The organism is Streptomyces sp. SID13666 (assembly GCF_010548325.1).
GTDB classification, from domain to species: domain Bacteria; phylum Actinomycetota; class Actinomycetes; order Streptomycetales; family Streptomycetaceae; genus Actinacidiphila; species Actinacidiphila fildesensis.
Map to the genome: position 1 here is coordinate 66,463 of NZ_JAAGLX010000013.1, position 19,570 is coordinate 86,032.

At 70.2% G+C, this 19,570-nt stretch carries 10 protein-coding genes; 3 read left to right on the plus strand and 7 right to left on the minus strand.

The genetic code is table 11. The features are described from left to right. The first annotated feature begins 19 nt into the window (after nucleotides 1-19). Both G3I60_RS18890 and thrS read left to right on the plus strand, forming a co-directional pair. Nucleotides 20-514 carry a cupin domain-containing protein gene (locus G3I60_RS18890; protein WP_138355363.1) on the plus strand — a complete coding sequence of 165 codons (495 nt, stop codon included), beginning with the start codon at nucleotides 20-22 and terminating at the stop codon, nucleotides 512-514. Between the two features lie 140 nt (nucleotides 515-654). Next, nucleotides 655-1,974, plus strand: coding sequence for a threonine--tRNA ligase (gene thrS, locus G3I60_RS18895; RefSeq protein WP_343241042.1), 1,320 nt, complete (start codon nucleotides 655-657; stop codon nucleotides 1,972-1,974). A 131-nt stretch (nucleotides 1,975-2,105) separates the two neighbouring features. On the opposite strand, the gene G3I60_RS18900 is transcribed toward thrS, so the two are convergent. The 5 genes from G3I60_RS18900 to G3I60_RS18920 form a co-directional block, all read right to left on the minus strand. Beyond that, nucleotides 2,106-2,372 (minus strand): hypothetical protein, encoded by a 267-nt coding sequence (locus tag G3I60_RS18900; RefSeq protein ID WP_164607518.1) that lies wholly within the window; start codon nucleotides 2,370-2,372, stop codon nucleotides 2,106-2,108. Between the two features lie 70 nt (nucleotides 2,373-2,442). Then, complete coding sequence (locus G3I60_RS18905) at nucleotides 2,443-3,414, minus strand: hypothetical protein (RefSeq protein WP_164294116.1); 972 nt, start codon at nucleotides 3,412-3,414, stop codon at nucleotides 2,443-2,445. Nucleotides 3,415-3,485: 71 nt separating this feature from the next. Continuing rightward, nucleotides 3,486-4,304, minus strand: a complete 819-nt coding sequence (locus G3I60_RS18910; protein ID WP_164294073.1) for a hypothetical protein — start codon at nucleotides 4,302-4,304, stop codon at nucleotides 3,486-3,488. 281 nt (nucleotides 4,305-4,585) lie between these two features. Continuing rightward, the gene (locus tag G3I60_RS18915; RefSeq protein ID WP_164294117.1) at nucleotides 4,586-4,816 is read right to left on the minus strand and encodes a hypothetical protein; all 231 of its coding nucleotides are present in this window, start codon (nucleotides 4,814-4,816) and stop codon (nucleotides 4,586-4,588) included. Between the two features lie 39 nt (nucleotides 4,817-4,855). Continuing rightward, entirely contained in the window at nucleotides 4,856-5,623 is a 768-nt protein-coding gene (locus G3I60_RS18920) for an IclR family transcriptional regulator (RefSeq protein WP_138356638.1), read from the minus strand. Between the two features lie 318 nt (nucleotides 5,624-5,941). Between G3I60_RS18920 and G3I60_RS18925 the strand changes: the two genes are divergently transcribed. Continuing rightward, on the plus strand, nucleotides 5,942-6,760 hold the full coding sequence (locus G3I60_RS18925; RefSeq protein ID WP_164294118.1) for a DUF2785 domain-containing protein: 819 nt from the start codon (nucleotides 5,942-5,944) through the stop codon (nucleotides 6,758-6,760). 68 nt (nucleotides 6,761-6,828) lie between these two features. Here the strand turns inward: G3I60_RS18925 and G3I60_RS46815 are convergent, their stop codons facing one another. Together G3I60_RS46815 and G3I60_RS18935 are read right to left on the minus strand one after the other, a co-directional pair. Further along, complete coding sequence (locus G3I60_RS46815; protein ID WP_164294119.1) at nucleotides 6,829-12,066, minus strand: neuraminidase-like domain-containing protein; 5,238 nt, start codon at nucleotides 12,064-12,066, stop codon at nucleotides 6,829-6,831. A 69-nt stretch (nucleotides 12,067-12,135) separates the two neighbouring features. After that, on the minus strand, nucleotides 12,136-19,506 hold the full coding sequence (locus tag G3I60_RS18935; RefSeq protein ID WP_164294120.1) for a SpvB/TcaC N-terminal domain-containing protein: 7,371 nt from the start codon (nucleotides 19,504-19,506) through the stop codon (nucleotides 12,136-12,138). Between the last annotated feature and the right edge of the window lie 64 nt (nucleotides 19,507-19,570).

The window sequence follows — 19,570 nt, forward strand, 5'->3', positions numbered from 1 at the left end:
CGGAGCAGGGAGTACCACCGTGAACGCCAACGCACTGACGCCGGTTCTGACGCGCGCCGCCACCGCTGAGACCACCAGTGACCCGAGCAGCGTCATGACCCTTCTCGCCGACTGCGGCACCGACGGCAGCTCGCTGACGAGTTACCGCTCGCAGTTCACGGAGGGGGCGGTGGGTGCTCCGGCCCATTTTCACACGCGGGCCTCGGAGCTCTTCTTCGTCATCGGCGGTTCCCTGCAGGTGCTCGTCGATGACGAGGTGAAGATACTGAACGAGGGCGACCTTCTGCTCGTGCCGCCGCACACCCCGCACGCCTTCGCGGCGGCCCCCGGCGCCGAGGCCGACGTGCTGTTCGTGTTCACCCCCGGCATGCCGCGCTTCGACTACCTGCGGCTGCTCGGCCGGGTGATGCGCGGTGAGGCGAGCCCGCAGGAGATCAAGGACTCCTCCGAGCAGTACGACAACCACTACGTCGACAGCCCGGTGTGGCGCGCCGCTCTCGACGCGGCGAAGTAGTCCGAAGGGTTGAGCGCAGGGTTGGTGAGAGCCCTGCGCGCCATCGGAAAATGGGCCAGCGATGTCCGCCGCGCCTCTGCTAGCGTGGAACGCATGAAGCGCGCTGCTATGACGACGACGCCGGAGAGTGTCCCGGCGCGCTGACTGATGTCTTAGTCCGAAGCCCCGGGGCGAGTGCCCCGGGGCTTCGCCGTGGGGTCACTCGCCTCACTGTCCGCGAGGAGACCACGATGCATGATCACCGCAAGCTCGGTCGTGAGCTGGAACTGTTCGACACCGACCCGCTGATCGGTGCCGGGCTGCCGTACTGGCTGCCCAACGGTGCGACCGTGCGCCACGCGCTGGAGGAGTACATCCGCAACGCCGAACGGCGCGCGGGCTACCGGCACGTGTACTCGCCGGTGCTCGGCAAGCGGGAGCTCTATGAGATCTCGGGGCACTGGTCCCACTACAGCGACGACATGTTTCCACCGATGGACCTCGGCGGTGAGCAGGTCGTGCTGCGGCCGAGTCTGTGTCCGCACCATGCGGTGATCTACCGCTCGCGCTCCCGCAGTTACCGCGAGTTGCCGCTGCGTATGGCCGAACTAGGAGGCATGTACCGCTCCGAGCAGTCGGGCGTGCTCGGCGGGCTGACCCGCGTGCGGGCCATCCAGCTCAACGACGCGCACATCTTCTGCACCCTGGACCAGGTCGCCGACGAGGCCCGGTCGGCGCTGCAGATGATCCGCCGGGCGTACGAGGCGCTCGCCATCAGCCCGAGCCGCTACCGGCTCTCGCTCCCCGGCCCCGGCGGGAAGTACGTGGCCGCCCCGGAGATGTGGGAGCGGTCCACCGCCCTGCTGACCGAGGTCCTGGACCGCTCCGGCCTGCCCTACGAAGCCGCCGAGGGCGAGGCCGCGTTCTACGGACCCAAGATCGACGTCCAGGTCGTCGACGGCGCCGGCCGCGAGTCCACCCTGTCCACCATCCAGATCGACTTCCACCAGCCCGAGCAGTTCGATCTGCACTACATCGGCGCGGACGGCGCGAAACACCGGCCGGTCATGGTCCACCGGAGCATCATCGGCAGCGTCGAGCGTGCCGTCGCGCACCTCATCGAGCAGCACGGCGGCGCCTTCCCCGCCTGGCTCGCGCCCACCCAGCTCGTCGTTCTCCCGGTCTCCGACGCCGAGTTGCCGCAGGCCGCCGAACTCGTCCACCGCTGTCTCGACCAGGGGCTGCGCGCGGAACTCGCCGGGCCGGAGCGCGGCAGCCTGGGTGCGCGCATCCGGCTCGCACGGCTTGTGCCCTACCAGGCGGTGATCGGTGCCAAGGAGGCCGTCGACGACCAGGTCGCCCTGCGCCTGCGGGACGGCCGCCGCCTGGACGCCCTGCCCGCCGCGGAGGTGCTGGCCCGCATCTCCGCTCTCGTCGACGCTCACAGCACCGACCTGTGGGACGGCGACGCCAAAGCGTAGTGCGCGGTTCGACCCGGCCCGCGGTGGCATCGAGATGCGCCGGATCGGATGGCCTTGGCCAGGACCATCGCCAGGACCGTCCGATCCGGCGTCTCAGGCTCACCGCGGTCTGCCGCACAGGACCTACCGTGTCACCGGGTGTCGCCTTCCCAGTCCCAGTGATCCGGGTCACCCGCGCGGGGGCCGTAGAGGGCACGGCCCCCCGGGCCGAACCTGCCGATCTCGGTGATCAGCGCGGCACTTTCCTGCAGTTGCCGGTTCGTCCAGCCGGTGACGTCGAGGCGCAGTCCGTCCAGGGGACCGCCGACCAGTTCCCGGTATACGTGACCGGTCCGTGGCCCCGGATCCGGATCGTCATGGTCGGCACCGTAGACCCGGCGCCAGATCAGTTCACCCATGCCCATCAGCATTGCAGCCGGCACTGACACCGCGCCGAAATCGGCTGCCCGGACGCGGAGCCGGACCCCGTCATCCCGCGATGAGGCCGATGCGGATGGAGTCGTCGTAGGGGACGACCAGGGTCTCGCTGCTGCCGGCGATCCACTGCGCGGGGACGAGGAACAGCCTGCCGTTCGACTCGACCAGCAGGCGCAGCCCTCGGTAGCGGAAGCGGTAGGAGTCCTTCGCCGCGCCGGCGACCTCCGTCTGCTCAACTCCGCTGGGGGCATCCCGCAGGGGTTCCTTGGTGTAGAGCACGACCTCCGGACGGTGCTCGAGCGACGCCGCGTCGTCCAGCGCCCGGCCCCGGCCGTACGCGGCGGCGAAACTGTTGGCCGTCCAGAAAGAGCCGGCTACGACGATGACGGCGACCCAGGCCAGGGCATAGCGGCTGATGCGCCGGACAGCGGGGGACTCCAGCCAAACGGCGAGCTCACCGCTGTGCGCGGCGGGCGAAGGAGGCGCGGGCGGAGGCAGAGCAGGAGGCGGATCCGCGGACGGGTCGCCGACCGCCGCACGGTGCCGGTCCCAGCGGATGGCGAAGATGCGCAGCAGTCCGAGGCCGTAGGCGATCGCGAGGGCGCCGCACCCCAGACAGACCGGTGTCGTCGCGATCGTCTCGGTGCGCGCCACGCGCGGTATCAGGAGCCCGACGACGCCCCTGGTGAACACCAGCAGCCCGAGGAGAACGGTGAACAGCCCCACCCAACCGGTGATGGCGTCGCGATCCGAGGAGGACACCATCCAGCGGACCGTGGTGTGGGCGGCGATGACCAGCAGGCTGATGACCGCGAGGACGATGAGGGGCGGATAGACGACCTCCACGCCGTAGAGCAGCATCTCCTGCAACGACAGGTCGACCATGTCGAGGTAGACACCGAAGTAGCGGAAGCGCGCCGTCGTCGCCACGTAGCCGAAGTAGAACAGCAGGGTGGTCAGTGCGGTGGTCGGCGCGATGACGTTGGCCACCGTCCACAGGCGTGCCCAGATCTGGCTGTCCACGAGTGGAGCGTCGGGCTCCGGGGTCGGATTCGGTTCAGGATCCGGGGTCGGATTCGGTTCGGGGTCCGGGGTCACGTCCCGCCTTCGGAGGGCGTTGCCGAGTCGGACGGCGTCACTTCGGAGGGGTCACCGGTCGGCCCCTGCGTGTCGTCCGAGGCCGAATCCGACGGGTCGGGAGAATCGGTGCCACCGGCGGAAGCCGAGGAGTCCGGAGCAAAGGTCATCGTGCGTGTGGTGGTGACGAGCGCCGTCACGGGATGCCCGGAGGACGGCGCGTACTGCCCGCCGAGCAGCGAGCACGGGCGGGGTGAACGCGACACGCACCGCACGGTGACCTTGATGTCGAGTGTCGCCTTCCCGGCGCCGAGCCCGTCCGGCCTGGCGAACCGGATGCTGCAACCGTGCCTCGGCGCCTGCGAGGTCGGTTCCAGCATGGTCCCGGCCGAGCAGGCGTTCACCGGGTCCTTCACGTCCGGCGCACCGTCGCGGATGTTCCATGACGCCGGTTCGCCGTCGTCATCGAGTGCGCGCACCCCGCACGGCCGGTCGGAGATCTGTGCTTGCGCCCCCAGCACGCGGACCGACTCGAACTGCACGGGAACATCGGCATCGTTGTTGACGAGCACGAAACAGGCGTCCGCCCGGTAGCGGCCCTGACCGTCGGATTGGTCCAGCGGATAGACGTTGTCGACGGTCGGCCCGGAGATCCTGGCGATGCCGGACTGCCCCGGCCCACCGCTCCCGCCCGAGGAGCCCCCGGATCCCGAGGAACCGTCGCCTCCACCGCTGGACGACCCTTGCGATGCCGGGGAGGGTGAGTCGTCGGAGACGACCCGGATGATGCCGTAGACGCCGAAGATCAGGAGCAGGGCCGCTAACGCGGCAAGCATGACGTGAGTCCCTCGGTTCGCAGCCATGGAAAGTCCCCCTTGACCGGATGATAGGAGCCCACCCGTCCAAGGTGAAGAGGCCTGCCCGCGGCGAAGAGGGCACCCATCACTTCGCAGGGCCGGGTTCGCCGGAGGTCATCAGCCCCAGCGAACCGTCCGCCGCATTTGCTTGCGCCGCAGGAAGAGAGTGCCGATGCATCCGCACATGTGCGCACACCAGGGCGGACGACGACCTCGTCCTGCGCGACGGGACAGCGGACCTGGAGATCCGGGTCATCACCTCACCGGCGCCCGAACCCCTCGTCGAGACGCTGTTCACCGACGAGATGGTCGCCGTCGTTCACCGACGAGATGGTCGCCGTGGTCCGGCGCGGGCACCCCCTCGCCGGAAAGCCGCTCACCCCGGCCGCCTTCTGCGGCGCGCCGCACGTCCTGACGTCCCGGCGCGGCCGGCTGCGCGGGAGCAGGTACGTGCCGCTCTCGCCGACGACGCCGAGCCGGCGCCCGAGCACCGATGACGCACCACGCGCCGTGCCGGTCGGCGGACCCGCTCACCGGACGCGCAGCGACGCGCTGATGGCCTTGCCCGTCCGCTGCACGACATCCGCGAGCCGTTCCAGATGCTGTGCGGGATGCGTCAGGACACACAACGCCGCCACCGGGACATCGTCCGCGGCGTACAGCGGAACGGCCACACAGCACACTCCCGGCACCACCTCCTCCCGGTCGAACGCGGCACCGCGGTCCCGGATCGCCGCCGCTTCGCGAGGCCAGGACGCGGGGAGCCGGTCGAGCGGCAGAGCGCGGTCCGCCCCGGCCACCAGCACCTTGCCCGCCGCGGTGAACCACGGCCAGACCGTGCCGCTGCGTGGCGGTGGCACCACCGTGTTCTCGCCGGGCGTCCAGTCCAGTACCAGCGTCTGACCCTCGCGTAACGCGCTGATGCCCACGGTCGCGCCGGTCGCACCCAGCAGGCGGCGCACCGGCTCCCGCACCGCGGCCCGCAGCCCGGGATGCGGCTGCCACTCCTGCCCGAGCTGGAACATGCGCGGACCCATCCGGTATCCCCCGTGGCACCGCTCGACGGCGTTCAGCGCGACCAGTTGCTCCAGCAGCCGGTACGCGGTCGTCTTGGGCAGCCCGCACTCCGACGCGAGCCTCGTCAGTCCTGCCTCCCCGGCCCGGTCCACAGCCCCCAGCAGTCCGAATGCGCCCTGCAGCACACCACGCCCGCCGGCCCACGGCGGGAGATCCGCCAGGACCCCTGTCTCCGGCTCGTACGCGCCTGGCCGGTTCAACGGCTCGTTCAACTGCCTCATCGATGAGACCCCCGTCTCGATGCGATCACCACGCTGCCGGCGCCCCCCGTGGTGTCGTCGACCGACCCCCACGGCCGCGCGCGCCGCCCACCCTGACCGAACGCCGGCTCGTACCCCGCACCCCGGCTTCGCAGGGAATACGGTTCCGACGACACTCGAGTTCAGCACCGCGGAGCGTGAGTTCCGTACGCAGCGCGACGTGGACAGGTCGTAGTACGCCCGGCCCACGGGGTTGAGGCTCATCTCGCGGCGCGGAGGCGGAACCGAAAGCCGATCGCTTTCCTTGCCGGTCCTCGAGGGGCGTGGAAGGCTCGGGCGATGAGTACGGATCTTGTCGACTGGTCGTCGATCGCCGCCACGGATTTCCCGTTCCCCGCCGCCGTACCGGCCGCCCGGCTGGGCGACGAGCTGTCGGCCATGCTCGTGTCCCCCGACCCCGAAGTCCGGGACGAGCACGCCTACACCGCCGCCGCGCGATGGATACGCGAAGGTCACCTCGACGAGGTTCTGGAGGACCTCGGTGACACCGCCGCGGACCGTTTCACCCATCGGGAGATCCAGGCCAGGACCTTCGCGCCCCTCGTGCTCCGGTGCGTTCTGACCCGCGGACAGGCCGCCCCCGGCACGGTGCCGGAGACGGCCGCGGAGCGCTGGTACGCCGGCTTCGCCTCCTGGTACCCGTCGGAGCGCGACACCCGCGGCTGGGACGACTCCCTCGGCTGGCTGCACGCCGTCGCACACGGCGCCGACGCGGCCGCCGCGTTCGGACAGGCGCTGCCCGCCCGCCGCACCGAACTGCTGGAACTGTGCGCCCGCCGGATGACGGCCGAACACACCGCCTACCGCTACGCGCAGCTGGAGGATGCCCGTCTCGCCCACGCGCTCAGCCGTATCCTGCTCGCTCCGGACCTGACGGCCGAACAGGCCACCGGCTGGTTGGGCATCGTGACGGACGCCCTCGACGGTGGCGGCCCCGGCCCCGTTCCACCCTGGGCCTTCAACACCTTCGCCACGCTCCAGTCCCTGCATCTCCATCTCACCCGCGGCCTTGCCGACGGAGGCGTTCCACCGCACGCTCCGGTCGTCGCCGATCGTGTGGCCGCCGTCCTCCGGCTGCCCTACGGCTGGCTCGCCTGACGTTCATCGCACCGCCCGGACGGGCAGCCGCTGTGCGCGGCCGCCCGTCCGGGCGGATGGTCATCGGGTCAGGACGTCCAGGCCGGTCCCTGCCCGGTCCAGCTGATGACCAGCTGAATGTCGTCCAGCTTGCCGGCGTCGAACAGAGCAGCGGCGTCCTCGCCGAATCCGAGCAGCCAGTCTCCCCTGGGACTGGTTCCGGAGAGCGAGGCCCAGGTCGCGGCGTTGCCCCGCCGGGTGCTGGCCGTGCCTTCCGTGGTGGTGGCGCTTCCACCGCCCTTGATGCGACGCAGCGACAGCAGCGTGTTGGGCACCGGTTCACCACTGTCGAGCCGGACGGCGACCGCGGAGGTGACGAGGCCCGAGATCCCGACCGGGAAATCGATGTCCCGCAGGTTGAGCGTGACCGAGCGGGCCTTCGGGTCTGCGGGGTTGTTGAGGTCGTACCACTGGTCGGGGAAGTCGGTCGCCAGGCTGAACACCCGGTCCGAACCGCGCTCCCGGGATCCGTTGAACCGGTTGATCAGCTGGCTGCGGTAGCCGTCGTCGTACAGGGCCGTGTAGTCGATCGTGAGCATCACATCGGCGATCGCGGCGAAGTCGATCGGATTCGCGGCGGGCGGAAGGTGGAGTTCCCACGTGGTGTCCACGCCGCTGGACTCGAACGGCCGCAACATGTCGGCCTGGGCGTCGAGTTCGAAGACCCCGCTGGCGTTGACCGGTGACGTCAGAGCGACCACTCCGGGGTCGTGCCGCACCACGATGTCCTTGAAGCCGCTGTCCTGCCGGGTGGTCACCCGGGAGATGCCGTTGGAGGCCAGCGTGGCGCGAACGCCCCGCTCCGGCGGAAAGAGCCCGGCGATGCTGACGCGTACCTGGCTGATCATCCGGCAGAACTGACCGGGGAAATCACCGTCGAACAGGGACATCGGGGTGGCGAAGGCGATGGATCCGGTACGACGGAACTCCAGGAACTCCACCGGCATGAGCTGGGCGAGGGAGAACGTCTGGGACAGGTTGAGACGCCGGCGTTCCGACCGGAAGGCGTACTCCTCCAGGCCGCTCAGGTCCTGGCTGAGCCGTTCCGCTCCGGTCAGCCCCCGGCGATTGACCTGATTGCTGGTGTCGGTCGTCTCGGCCGGCGTCTGCCAGTAGTCGTTGCCGATCAGGGTCTGGGCCGATTCGGCCCGCTCAAAGGCCAGTTGCGCCTGCGCCAGCCGCGCGGTGGCGGTGGCCTGCTGCAGGAAGTACCGGTACGTCCCGCCGAGCGTGTTGCTCATCCACAGATACAGATCGGCGTTGGTGAACTGGTCGTTGAGGAACTTCAGCGTCGCTGTCGCCTGGTCGCGCTGGAGGGTGGCGATCGCCTGCTCCTGAGTCGCTATCGTCACCTGGTCGTTGGCCGTCACCATCTGCGCGGCCGCGACCAGTGAGTCCTGCTCGGCAGAGGTCTTCTGCAGGCGCCACTCGTCCTTGTGCTGCTCGATGCCGGCCTTGAGCTGGTTGGCATCCATCCGTGCCTGGAGGGTGTTCTCGTTGGCCTGGAAGATGCCCCTGCCGACAAGTCCGGCCGTGATGGACATCGCTATGGCCGGCCTGGCGCCGCCGGAGAAGACCGCACCCGCGAGGTCAGCCGCGTTGTACGCCTGCTGCAGGACACCGACCGCCGTGTCGACGGCGTTGATGGTGTTCCGGATGGATCTCATCTCGCCGTACTGGTCGAGGAGGTCGCGCTCGTACTGGTTCGGCGGCAGACCGATCTGCCGCTCGTAGGTCCTGACCATGACGTCGGCCTTGGCACGCTGGGCTGCCGCCGCCTTGACCGCGTCGTTGGCCTCCGTCACCCGACTGGTGGCGAGGCCGATCTGTGCGTTGGTCAGATCGATCCCCTTGCCCGCGTCGAAGGCCCGCAGGCTGCGATCGTCGTACTTCTCGAGTGCGGCGAGGTAGCCCGCCTCCATCTGGGTTGCCTGGGACACGAGTTGATGCGCCCGCTCCATCAGCGTCTTGAAGCGGAAGGGCGTGGGCTGGCTCACCGTGATCGTCCCGACGACACCTTGCGTACGGGGCATGCCCGCGATGTTCCGCCCCTGACGCAACTTGGCGAGCTGTACGTTCACCCGCGCCGACAGCGACTCCAGCTCCGGGATCGGCAGGATCGGCTCACCGGGATTCATCGGCTCGAGCGGGCGCAGCGCGGGAACGGAGAGCAGTCGGCGGGCGGCGAGGTAGAGGGTCCTGGCGTGGGCGACCGACTCATCCGTCTCGCGGCTGAATTCGGAGTCCGCGAAGTCGATGTGGCACCGGATCACCGCCAGCAGCGTGGCACGGGTGTAGGGGGCCGGACGGTTGTCCACGAGCCCAAACGGATCCAGCTTCTCCGTCCACTGGGGAGGGAATTTGAGATCGGGGCGGACCGCTGTCTCGGTGGCGATCCGGAGGTAGCAGGATTTGGCCACGCCGTCGTCGTACGGGTACACGAGCCAGTACCAGTCGAGCGCCGCACGGTAGTCACCGGCGGTCTGCAGCCGCTGGGCCAGCAGGAGAGGCACGGCCCAGAAGGTCTCCCGGTTCTCCGCGTCCGGCCTGCCCACCTGAAGCCTCCTGAGGTCGTCCTGGTGCGTGGCCGACCTGGGGGGATCAAGATATTTGAAGGCCGAGCCCGCGTAGTCGCCCGCCGCTTTCACGGCCTTCTGCGCGCTGAAGACGCCCGGCCCGCGGATGGCCTCGAAGAAGGCGGCCAGTTGCGGCCTGCCGCGCGGCACCAGCAGGGTCGGGTCGAGATTCCGCTCGGGAAACAGGAACGCCGTGGTGGCGGCCTGCCAGCTTCCCATTTCGCCCATCCAGACCCATGCGCGGGTGAACGTGTCCGGGTTGCCGAGTCTCCAGCTGAACGCGGGATGCGTCGGCAGCATCTCGCCGGATCTCTTGGCGGACAGGAGCGACTGAATGCTCTCCAGCGCCTGCTTGACGCGGGTGGTGCGCAGCGATCCGCCGGCGAGGACATCGACGAGGAACAGGGCCGTCATCTCCTCCCCGATGACACCCGTGGTCGTGGGTTTCAGGTCGTCGAGCAGGGCGTCGCGCAGAATCGGCAGGGCGACCTGCTCGGCCGCGATGACTGCCTGCCCGTTCCCTTCGATGATGTCCGCGCGCTGCGTGGTCCGGCTGCGCAGCACGGACTGCCAGTCGTGACGGGCATCGCTGTCGACGCGGTACGTGCTGACCCGCGGACCGGCACCGGAGAGGACGAAGTAGTCGGGGGAGAGCGCGAACGCGGTCTCCTGGGTCGTCCAGACCGGGAACAGCTGGCGCTTGTGGGCCCCGGTGAGGACCGAGACGGCGTCCTTCCACTCGGCGGCCGAGAGGTTCCCGGTGGCGGCGAGCCGGGCGAGCTTCCGCAGGAGGAGGAAACCGGGGCGGCTCAGTCCGACCGACGCGAGCAGGCCACTGATGTCGGCGCCCTGGTTCTCCTTGCTCTCCCAACGGGCGAGGTCGGCACCGGGCAACGCCTGGGTCACCATGGCCGTGAGTCCCAGGATCGCGGTGGCGGCATTGACGCGCAGTGCGTCGAGCATCTGCTCGTAGCCGGCGAGCGTCCCGGCTCGCTGCGTCAGCAACAGCCGGACGGGGTCACCGTTCGGACCCTCGATGACGTCGGCGGCGCTGATCACATCCGGGTCGGCGAGCACCCCGTACGCCCGCGGCGTCGTCGGGTGCTGGTCCTGATCGGCCCAGGACAGCGCCAGCCCGGCCAACTGCCAGGTGAGCAGCAGCGGGGTCGATGGCGTACGCAGCGGGTCGGACCGGGTGGTGGAGGTGAGACCGAAGAGGGTTTCCAGCGCCGCTTCGGTGAGGCCCGGGCCATCCAGTACCAGCTGGTCCAGCTCATCGGGTTTGGCCGCCGACAACCGGATGCCCAGTCGTGCCGCCAATGCCTGGCGAACGGCGGGCGCGGCGCCCCGGACCAGCCGCAGCTCCGCGTAGGAGGTGCCCACCGCGGCGAGCAGCGACGTGTACGCCGCATTGCGGTAGGCCTCCTCGCCTGCCGCTCCGGGCCCGGCAGGGGTCCCGGTGGCCGCGATGCGTGCCCGGAGCAGTTCCACGGGCACACGCAGTTGGTTGATGTCGACGTTGCCCTGGTCAGCGGCCGCGGACAGCGGCTGGCTCAGCCGGTCGAGCGGCTGGCCCAGAACACGGACAAGGGTGGCGGTGTCCAGCGACGCCTCCGGTGGTCCCGGAACCTTGACCTGCTCCTGGGCGAAGGACAGCAGGGCAACCAGATACTCCCGTTCGTTGAGCCGCTCCTCCAGCGTCTTCGGCTTGAAGTCGCTGATGACCACGACCGGGAACTCCGTCGGCTTGAGCATCGTGTTGCCTGCCGCGTCGGTCGCCCACACATAGATCGTGTGCGCGCCGAACCCTTTCAGCGGCACGTCGGCAAGCCATTTGCGGAAGTCGCCGGGGGTCAGTGCCTGCGCCGTCGTTCTGGTTCCTTCGGGACTCAGGGCCCAGGCCACCGCCGCTTTTCCGCCGATCATCCCGCTCTGGGGGTCCTCCGCGGTTCCGCTGATGTGCGCGGTCCCCTTCCCGTCCTTGTCACCGAGGGCGTCGGACTGCGGAACGACGGGCGCGCGGGGCAGTCCGATGTCACGGCCGGTTATCGTGCGGACCTTTGTCGACGAGAAATTGTTCTGGTCGCCGACGGTCACCGCGATCGGCCGCGGTCCCAGCGGCATGGAGCTGAGGTTGAGGGTCTTCTGGTACTGGGTGCTGGAAATCGTCTCTGCCGAAACGAACTGACCGTCCAGGGCGATACTGACCGTGACCGGGAAGAACTGGTCGGCCGGAATGCTGACCTTCAGGTCGACCGTCCCAGGGCTCTCCCCCAGATCGACCACCGCACCCTCGGCCGGCGCCGTCACCGTGAAGGCCGGCGGAACCGCCGCCGCCACCTGGACGTTGACCGGACCGGAGCGGACGATCTCCCCCTTGTCGGTGACCGCCTCAGCTGCGACCGTGTGGGTACCGGGCGTCGGGAACGTCAGAACGAAGTCTCCACCGCTCCGGTTCTCCCGTGCCTTCTCGACGCCGTCGACGCTGACGGCTGTCTGCACGTAGACGACGAGAGGAGTCGATATCCATTTCCCGTTGATGAAATCCCATCTGAAGCTCGCACCTCGGAAGGCATCCACCGTCACCGTGGCGGCAATTCCCGCCACCACCCGCCCGGCCGGCGCGGAAACGCTCACCGACTGCTTGATGGGGTCGGGCGTCGGTCCCGGCTGCTCGATGATGGACTCCACCGGCCCGCTGTCCCCAGCTGCATGCTCAAGGTCCTTCACAACAACTCCGTTTCCTACTGCTGTAGTTGCTCATCTGCTGGGAACACGGACCGGCTGCAGGCCCGCTGCGACTATCTGGGCGCGGGACGCGCTCGCCGCCGCCAGCGAGGCGTCGGGGGACCAGGCGGCGGCCCGCGCGCCGTAGAAGGCCTTGATGTCCTCGAAGTGCTGCGAAGGGGTACCTGTCCATGTCCCGTTGCCGGAGACGCCGATCTGGACGCCTCCGACGTTGGTGCGGTTGACGACGGCGCCGTTCTGGGCGCGGTTGAGATTGAGCGAAAACGCGGTCACGGCGGCGTGCTGGTCGTGGGTGAATCCGGCCACGCCCTGTTCGATGGCGAGGGCCGCCTGGTGGTTGGGGTTGCCGGAACGGGACGTGGTGCCGGCCGGGGCGTACGCCGCGGACTGGTGGATGTGGTGTCCCCCCGCTTCCCGGTAAGGCGCGATTCCGGGGCCGCTGACGGCGGGGGCCGGGGCCTCGGCAGCCGCGGGCCGCTCCGGTACCGGTTCGATGCTCGGTCGCGACGCGACCCCCACGCCCGCGCCGACCGCCCGGAACTGGTTGGTGTCGGCCGCGACGCCGCCGACCGCACTGAAGAGGCCGTTCACCATGTTCGCGCCCTGCATGTCGCCGGTCACACCGTAGTAAATGGCGCCCAACCCCATGCCGTTGCGGATCTCCGCGCCGGCGTAGAACTCCACCCGGAACAGATACGCCTTGCGTTCCGCTCTGGTCGAGGCCGAGCCGTCGGCCCACATCCTGAGCGTGCCGGCGTCCTGCGCCTCCGCGCGGGCATCGGCGGCGTTCTCCTTGGCGAAGTGGACCGCCAGAATCGCGTCCCGTGCCAGTGCCCCGTCCTGGGTGAACCTGGCCGCGCCAGGATTCATCAGGAAGGCGGTCCCGGCCTTCTCCGTGGTCGACCCAATGCCGTTGAACACCTCGTTGGAGTCGAGCTTCCCACTGCGGTCGGTGTCCCAGCCCATACTCCCTCCGGCGCCGGGTTCGGTGCCTCCGGGGTCGGTGAGGAGCAGCGGGTTGCCGAGGCAGTAGTCGTACGCGTTGGTCAGGGACTGCCCGGCCGCGGGATCGGCGGACTGCCAGCGGGCCAGCCAAGGGGCGTAGTAGCGGGCGCGGTGGTAGGCGAGACCGCTCTCCTCGTCGCGTTCCCGGCCCGTGAAGCGGTACCGCTTGCGGGTGAAGCTGCCGAAGGTGGTCTCGCCATAGGGGCTGTACTCCTCACGGTTGGTGAGGGCGCCGGTCTGGTCGATGACGGCGGTGGAACTGCCGAGGTGATCGGGAAGGTGGTAGGCGGCGGCAGGTCCCTGGTCGGCGGGATGTGCGGGGCCGATCCGGACCAGCGCGACGCGCTGGCGGGCGTCCATCACATGGACGTGGTTGTTCTCGGTCGCCGGGCCGGGCGTGGCAGCCGGCATCGCGGTCGTCGCCGCGGCCGCCCATCGGTGATGTTCGAAGATCTCGTCCAGATAGTGCGTGACCTCGACCGCGCCGCCCTGGCGGCGTACCAGTTTCTTCACCCGTCTGCCCGCCGCGTCGTAGAGGTACTGGGCGTGCACGGAGGGCTCGGCGCCCTCGGTCTGGGTGGCGAACGCCTTCAGACGGTCCGCGTGGTCCCACGCGAAGTGCCGGGAGGTGGTCTCCGAGACCGTGTTGCCGTTGGCGTCGAACCCGTAGGCGTACGGCGCGGTCCCGCTGTCCATGCGCTGCAGCCGGTTGGTGCCCGGAGTGACCGTGAACGCCCGACTGAATCCGCCGGTGCCGCGGTGCGCGAAGGCGAGCAGGTTTCCCGCCGCGTCGTAGCCGTAGGACTCGGCGTACGACTGGGCCTTCGTCATGTCGCTGCCGCGCGGCAGGTCGGTCCACGGGTCACCGATGGACGGCGACTGGTATTCGCGGCCGGTCGCCGAGAGCAGCCGGTACACCGGGTCGTACGTGAACTGCCGGTTGAGCGCGTCACCGCTGCCGAGCAGTTTGCGCAGCACCGGGTCACTCGTGGCCAGCGCGTCGGGATTGTTCGGGATGCCGCTGCCGGGCGCCCGATCACGGACCGCGAGGAGGTTCCCCGCGAGGTCGTAGTCGTAGCCGCAGTCCTGCAGCGCGGCTCCGGACGGCCGGTACGTCGAACCGGCCGCCTGCGTGTAGTGGTCGCTGCGCAGCCTGACGAGCCGGAACGTGTGCGCGTCGTACGCGTACCGGGTCATCACGCCGTTGCCGTAGGCGACGAGCACTCGCTGCCCCTTGGCGTCGTAGGCGATCCGCTGCACCTGGGCCGCGCCGTCGAGAGCGACCGCCTCCAGCGCGCCCGCCCTGTTGTACGTCGGACGCAGTTCCCTGCGGCGACCCTCGACGTCGGTCGGGAACAGATGACGCACGATGCGGTTGAGCGCGTCGTAGCCGGAAGTGGTGACGTAACCGGCCGTTTCGAGCAGTGCGGTGTCGTGTGCCGACTGGGTCTGGCCGGGGCCGGGTGTCCAGTCGGGCCGGAAGGGCACCACCTGCCAGCCCTTGTTCTTCGCCGCCGCGTAGGTGGCGAGGACCGGGGCGTCGGCGATCACCCGGCGGTTCGACTCCAGCACGTTGCCCTTGAAGTCGACCGCTGTGACGGTGACCAGGCCTGCTTCGTCATGGTGGCGTACCGGCTTGCCGAGCAGGTTCAGTGCCCGGGCGGCCGCACGGTCGGCGGCGGGCTGGGACGGGGTTCCGCCGTCGCCGTACTCGACCAGCTGACGCAACGTCACTCCGCTGGTCCGGTCGTCCCTGGCCCACACCCGGCTCGGCCGGTGCAGCAGGTCGAAGGCGCCGAGCGTCAACGCGCCCTTGGCGTCACGGCTCTCGGCCGCCTGCCCGAGGGCATCGGGCACCGTGTCACGACGCCCGGAGTCGCTGCCGTCCATCCGCCAGCGTCGCTGGGCCAGGTCGTAGCGGTAGGTGAAGGCGGTCCTGCCGAGTGGATCGGTGACCGAGGCCAGATTGCCCTGGATGTCGTACGCCGAGGTGACGACCAGCTGGTCGGCGGCGCCCGCGCCGTTGCGGGCGACAGTGCGGACGGTGCGGCCGAGGGCGTCATTCTCGGCGCTGGCCGGGGTGTTCCAGTGACCGCGGTACGCCGCGGCGGCATCGCCGTGGGTCCGGCCCGCGTTATCGTTCGAGTCATAGCTGTACGACTCCCACGGAGTCGCCGCGAACACCTCGGGAACGCCCAGGTCGGAGGGGATTCCGTACAGGACCCGTTGTTCGCTGCCGTCCGGGTTCAGCGTGCGCACGACCTGACCGCGCGGGTCCCGGAACATGGTGGTCCGCTGCCCCGTCGGGGCGTCGGCCGGCTGAGCGTAGTCGTAGCCGGTGGAGAAGAACGGCTCGTACTTCCGCACCACCCGCCCCTTGTTGTCGTAGATCTGCCAGCCGGAGACGACCACGTTGTCGGGGTCGGCCGGTCCGCGGGCGCGGCCGGTGGTCTCGCCGACCGCCGCGAGGTCCCCGGCGGGTATGACGCCGCCGCCGAAGGCCGGGTCGCCGAAGAGGGTGTCCTCGGCCTGGGTCCGGGACTGCAGCGTCCGGCCGAACCCGTCGGAGTACTCCACGGACACGATCACGTCGTCCAGTCGCCCGGCCGGCACATCGGCCTCCGTGTCGTGGTGCACCCGTCGGACGGTGCGTACCGACGCGGGCGTGCCGCGTTCCGCGAACGCCAGCAGGTCGTACGTCATCCGGGTCGCGGGCGCGGTGCGGTCGCCCTCGCCGTTCTTGCCGCGGGTGTACTGGGCGATGACGAACCCGGCCGGCGAGTACGTCACGGTGCTGGTGTTGCCGTTCGGGTCGGTCACCTCGCGGGGCCGCAGCAGCCGGTAGTCGTGCACCGCCGCGCCGGCCAGCCCGGCGGCGTCCGTCGCCAGGGCCGGCAGCAGGTCGTGCTGGTCGTAGACGATCTGGCTCTGCGCGCCCAGCGGGTCGAGCGACGCGACCGGCAGTCCTCGCGGCACCCGGCCGGCGACGTGCACGTCGTAGCGGCGCCGGGCGCCGGTCACGTAGTACCCGCCGGGCGATCCGGGCACGTCGGTGTCCGTGTAGTGCGTGTAGCCGGCGAGACCCGGCAGCGCCGCGCGGAACTCGGGCGGGTACTCCGCCGTCCACGCGGTGGCTCCGCCGAGGGTCAGGTAGACCGGCCGTGGGCCGATCGTGAGCGGGTCGCCGGGCGGATAGAGGGCGTTGAGGAAGGCATCCGTGAACGTGAGGGACTCGGTGCGGACCGGCAGCCCGTGGTTGCCGAGGGTACCGAGCGGCAGTCCGGTGAACGCGTCGCCGTCGTAGTACGTGCGGGCGTGGCCGATCACGCGCAGCGACAGACCGGCCTCCGTCGGGCCGGAAAGGATCGCGTCGCGCAGCTGCGCGACGCTGAGCCCGCCGTCGTTGACCACTTCGTAGCTGGTCGTCCGGCCCACCCGGTCGACCAGATAGTGGTCGGCGTCGTCGCGGCGGGAGTACTCGGTGGTGGCATACGTGGCCAGGTACGGCTGCGGTGCGGCGGTGACGGCGGCCATCGGGTCGCGGCCCCGGGGAACGGCGATGGAGATCTCCCCTGCCGGAAAGCCGTACCCGTCGTAGCCGCTGGGGACGGTGAACCGGGTCATCGGGTCGTCGCCGCGCTCGTACTGGGTGGTCCGGCTGCCGAGGCTGAACGGGAAGAAGATCCGTTCCCGGACGTCCGTCGACGCGCCCCCGGGCGGCACGGAAGACTCCTCCCTTACCCCGGAGATCGTCTCGGTGACGGTGTAGGGGCGGTGCTCGCGGTCGGTGCCGTCCAGACCGTACAGCTCCGTGCGCAGCAGCTGTCCGCGCAGCGTCCGCAGCGCGGCCCTGCGGGCGCTTCGGGGCAAGGCGGCCAGGAAGGCGGTCTGCCCCGGGGGGCGGGACAGCATCGGTACGTCCAGGCCGGAGTATTCGTGCCGCAGATCCAGTTCGGTCCACTCCCCCGCCTCCACGGCGGCGACCGGTCCCGGGTGGAACCAGCTCTTCGTGAGGGTGGGCGGCGAGAAGTGCCCGTCCGGCACGGCGCCGGGCCCTGTCGTGGGCGCCGTCCCGAACGATTCGCTGTCCAGCTGTTCGACCATCGCGAAGCCGCGGAACTCCCGCTCCACGCCGTCCCAATAGCCGTGGTGATAGCGGTACTTCGTGGTCAGCCGGCCGCCCGAGAGCGCGTCGCTCACCTCGACCCGGGACACCACCTGCACCGGGAACGGCAGGGTGGTGCGCCAGCGAGTCTCCGGATGGTGCTGGTCACGGAGGTACTCCTGCGTCGACGGCGCGTAGGTGACCTGGGTGGTGGCTCCGAGGTGGTTGTCCATACCGGTCAGCAGATGCGGCTTGACGCCACCGGCGAAGTCCAGGAAGCGCAGGTGCGGCCTCCCCCAACCGTCGTCGGCCCGGCTGAAGAGCAGGCCGGCCATCCCGGTTCCGTACAGGTCGGACAGCTGGAGCGAATCGCTTCCCGTGACGGCCGGAGTGCCGGTGATGGTGACCGGCTCTTCGGTCCAGGCGTTGCCGGACTGGTTGCCCCACAGCAGCACCCGCCCGTGGTCGACATGGATCAGGTCGGCCGCGCCGTCCCCGTCGACGTCGCCGAGCAGCACCCGGCGCGGATCGAAGCCGTCGGGCAGCCGGGGCGACCGGCGCATCGTCACCCGCGCTCCCCAGCGGCCATGGCCCTGGTTCGGCCAGTACGCGATGTTCCCGTTGCGGAGCAGCACGATGTCCTGCAGTCCGTCGCCGGTCATGTCCGCGAACCGCACCCGGGGATCCGCCAGATCCACGAGCGGTCCGGTGCTCTGTGAGGTGCGCTGCCACGCCTTGCGGGGGTCGGGATCGTTGAACCAGCACTCCAGGCGGGTACCCGAACGCAGCACGTCGGTGAGCCCGTCACCGTCCAGGTCGAGCAGTCTCACGTTCGGATCGGAGAGCCGGACCGACGGCGACTGCCGGTAGGGCCGGAACGAGCGATGGCTCCAGCCGCCCGCGAAAGTCATCGGGTAGTAGCCCGCGGTCGCACCGGAAGTCCGGCCGCCCGAGGTCACCACAGGCACGACCAGGTCGGCGCGGCCGTCACCGTCGGCGTCCATGAACCGCACCCCGGGATCGGCGAGGGACACCGGCGGTGCCTCGGCCATCTGCCGGGGAAGCTCGAACCGACCGCCGCCGGCGTTGCGCCAGACACGCTTCGTGGCCCCGAACTCGACCAGGTCGGGAAGTCCCGTCCCCCGCAGGTCGACCAGGGCCAGCGTCGGGTCGCCCAGCGACGCCGTCGGCAGGGCCGGCCCGGCCAGCGCTTCGAACCGGCGCACGGCCGGATCGAACCCCGAGTACCCGAAGGTCAGCGGCGGCAGGTTCTCCAGTAACGGGTCCTGGCCCGGCGGCAGATCCTGGCCGTCGATCCCGACCACGTCGACGCGGATGAGCAGTGAGACACCGTTGAACGCGGCCTGCTGGTAGGTGAACCGGCACTCCCGGGCCACCCGGGCGATGCCGTCCGCGGCGTGGGTGGTCACCCGGACGGTGCGGCAGCGCAACGACGTCCGCACCTCGAACCCGGACCGGTGGTCCGAGAACGCGTCGGGCCGCGACTCGTAGTCGAAGTCCACCGCGACGAGGAACGACGGTTCGGCCCGGTCTCCGTAGTCCGCGTAGGAGATCCGGGCGAGCAGCGGACTGTCCCACGCGTGCCCCGCCTCCTGGCCGTGGTCGCGCAGATAGTCGTAGCGGATCACGTTGCCCAGCGCGTCCTCGGTCCGGGTGATCCGCCACCCGAAGACCCGGCTCGCGTCATCGGGATCAGCGACCACTGCGGGGTCGCGCCAGGTGGCGTCCGCGGTGGCCGGACGGGGCGTCCCGTAACGGGTCAGCAGACCGTCCTTCCCGCGGACCTCCCAGTAGTTCCCGGAGGCGTCCCTGACGTGCTCGATCCGCGCGAACAGGCCCTCCGTCCGCGGCCGGTACCGCACCCGGCCCGGCCGGCCACCGTCGACGGGCACCAGATCCTCGGCCCCCGACAGGACGAACACATCGGCCCGGTCCGCCCCGGGCCCGGCGGGCCCGGCCGTCTCCGTGTCCGCGTATCGGGGAATGCCTCGGGACGTCTTGCGGGACACCCCCGGCAGGCTCAGCTGCCATCCCTGGCCGAACGGCCCGTTCCCGTTGCCGGTGCTGTATCCCAGCGACAGGTGCGGTGCCAATCCGAGCCGGCCGGCGGGGACCGTGATCGGCACCGTGCAATTCCCCGTCCCGGTGAACAGGTCCGGAGTGAACGTCTCCCCCATGCCGCCGACCGCACCGCCGCCTTTCGGCAGCGACAGCACCGCACCCTCCACCGTGGAATCCGCTCCGTCGCTCATGACCCGCCCCCGCTTCGACATCGCCGAATCCCACGAAGGAGTCGGACTGACGGTCTGCAGCATG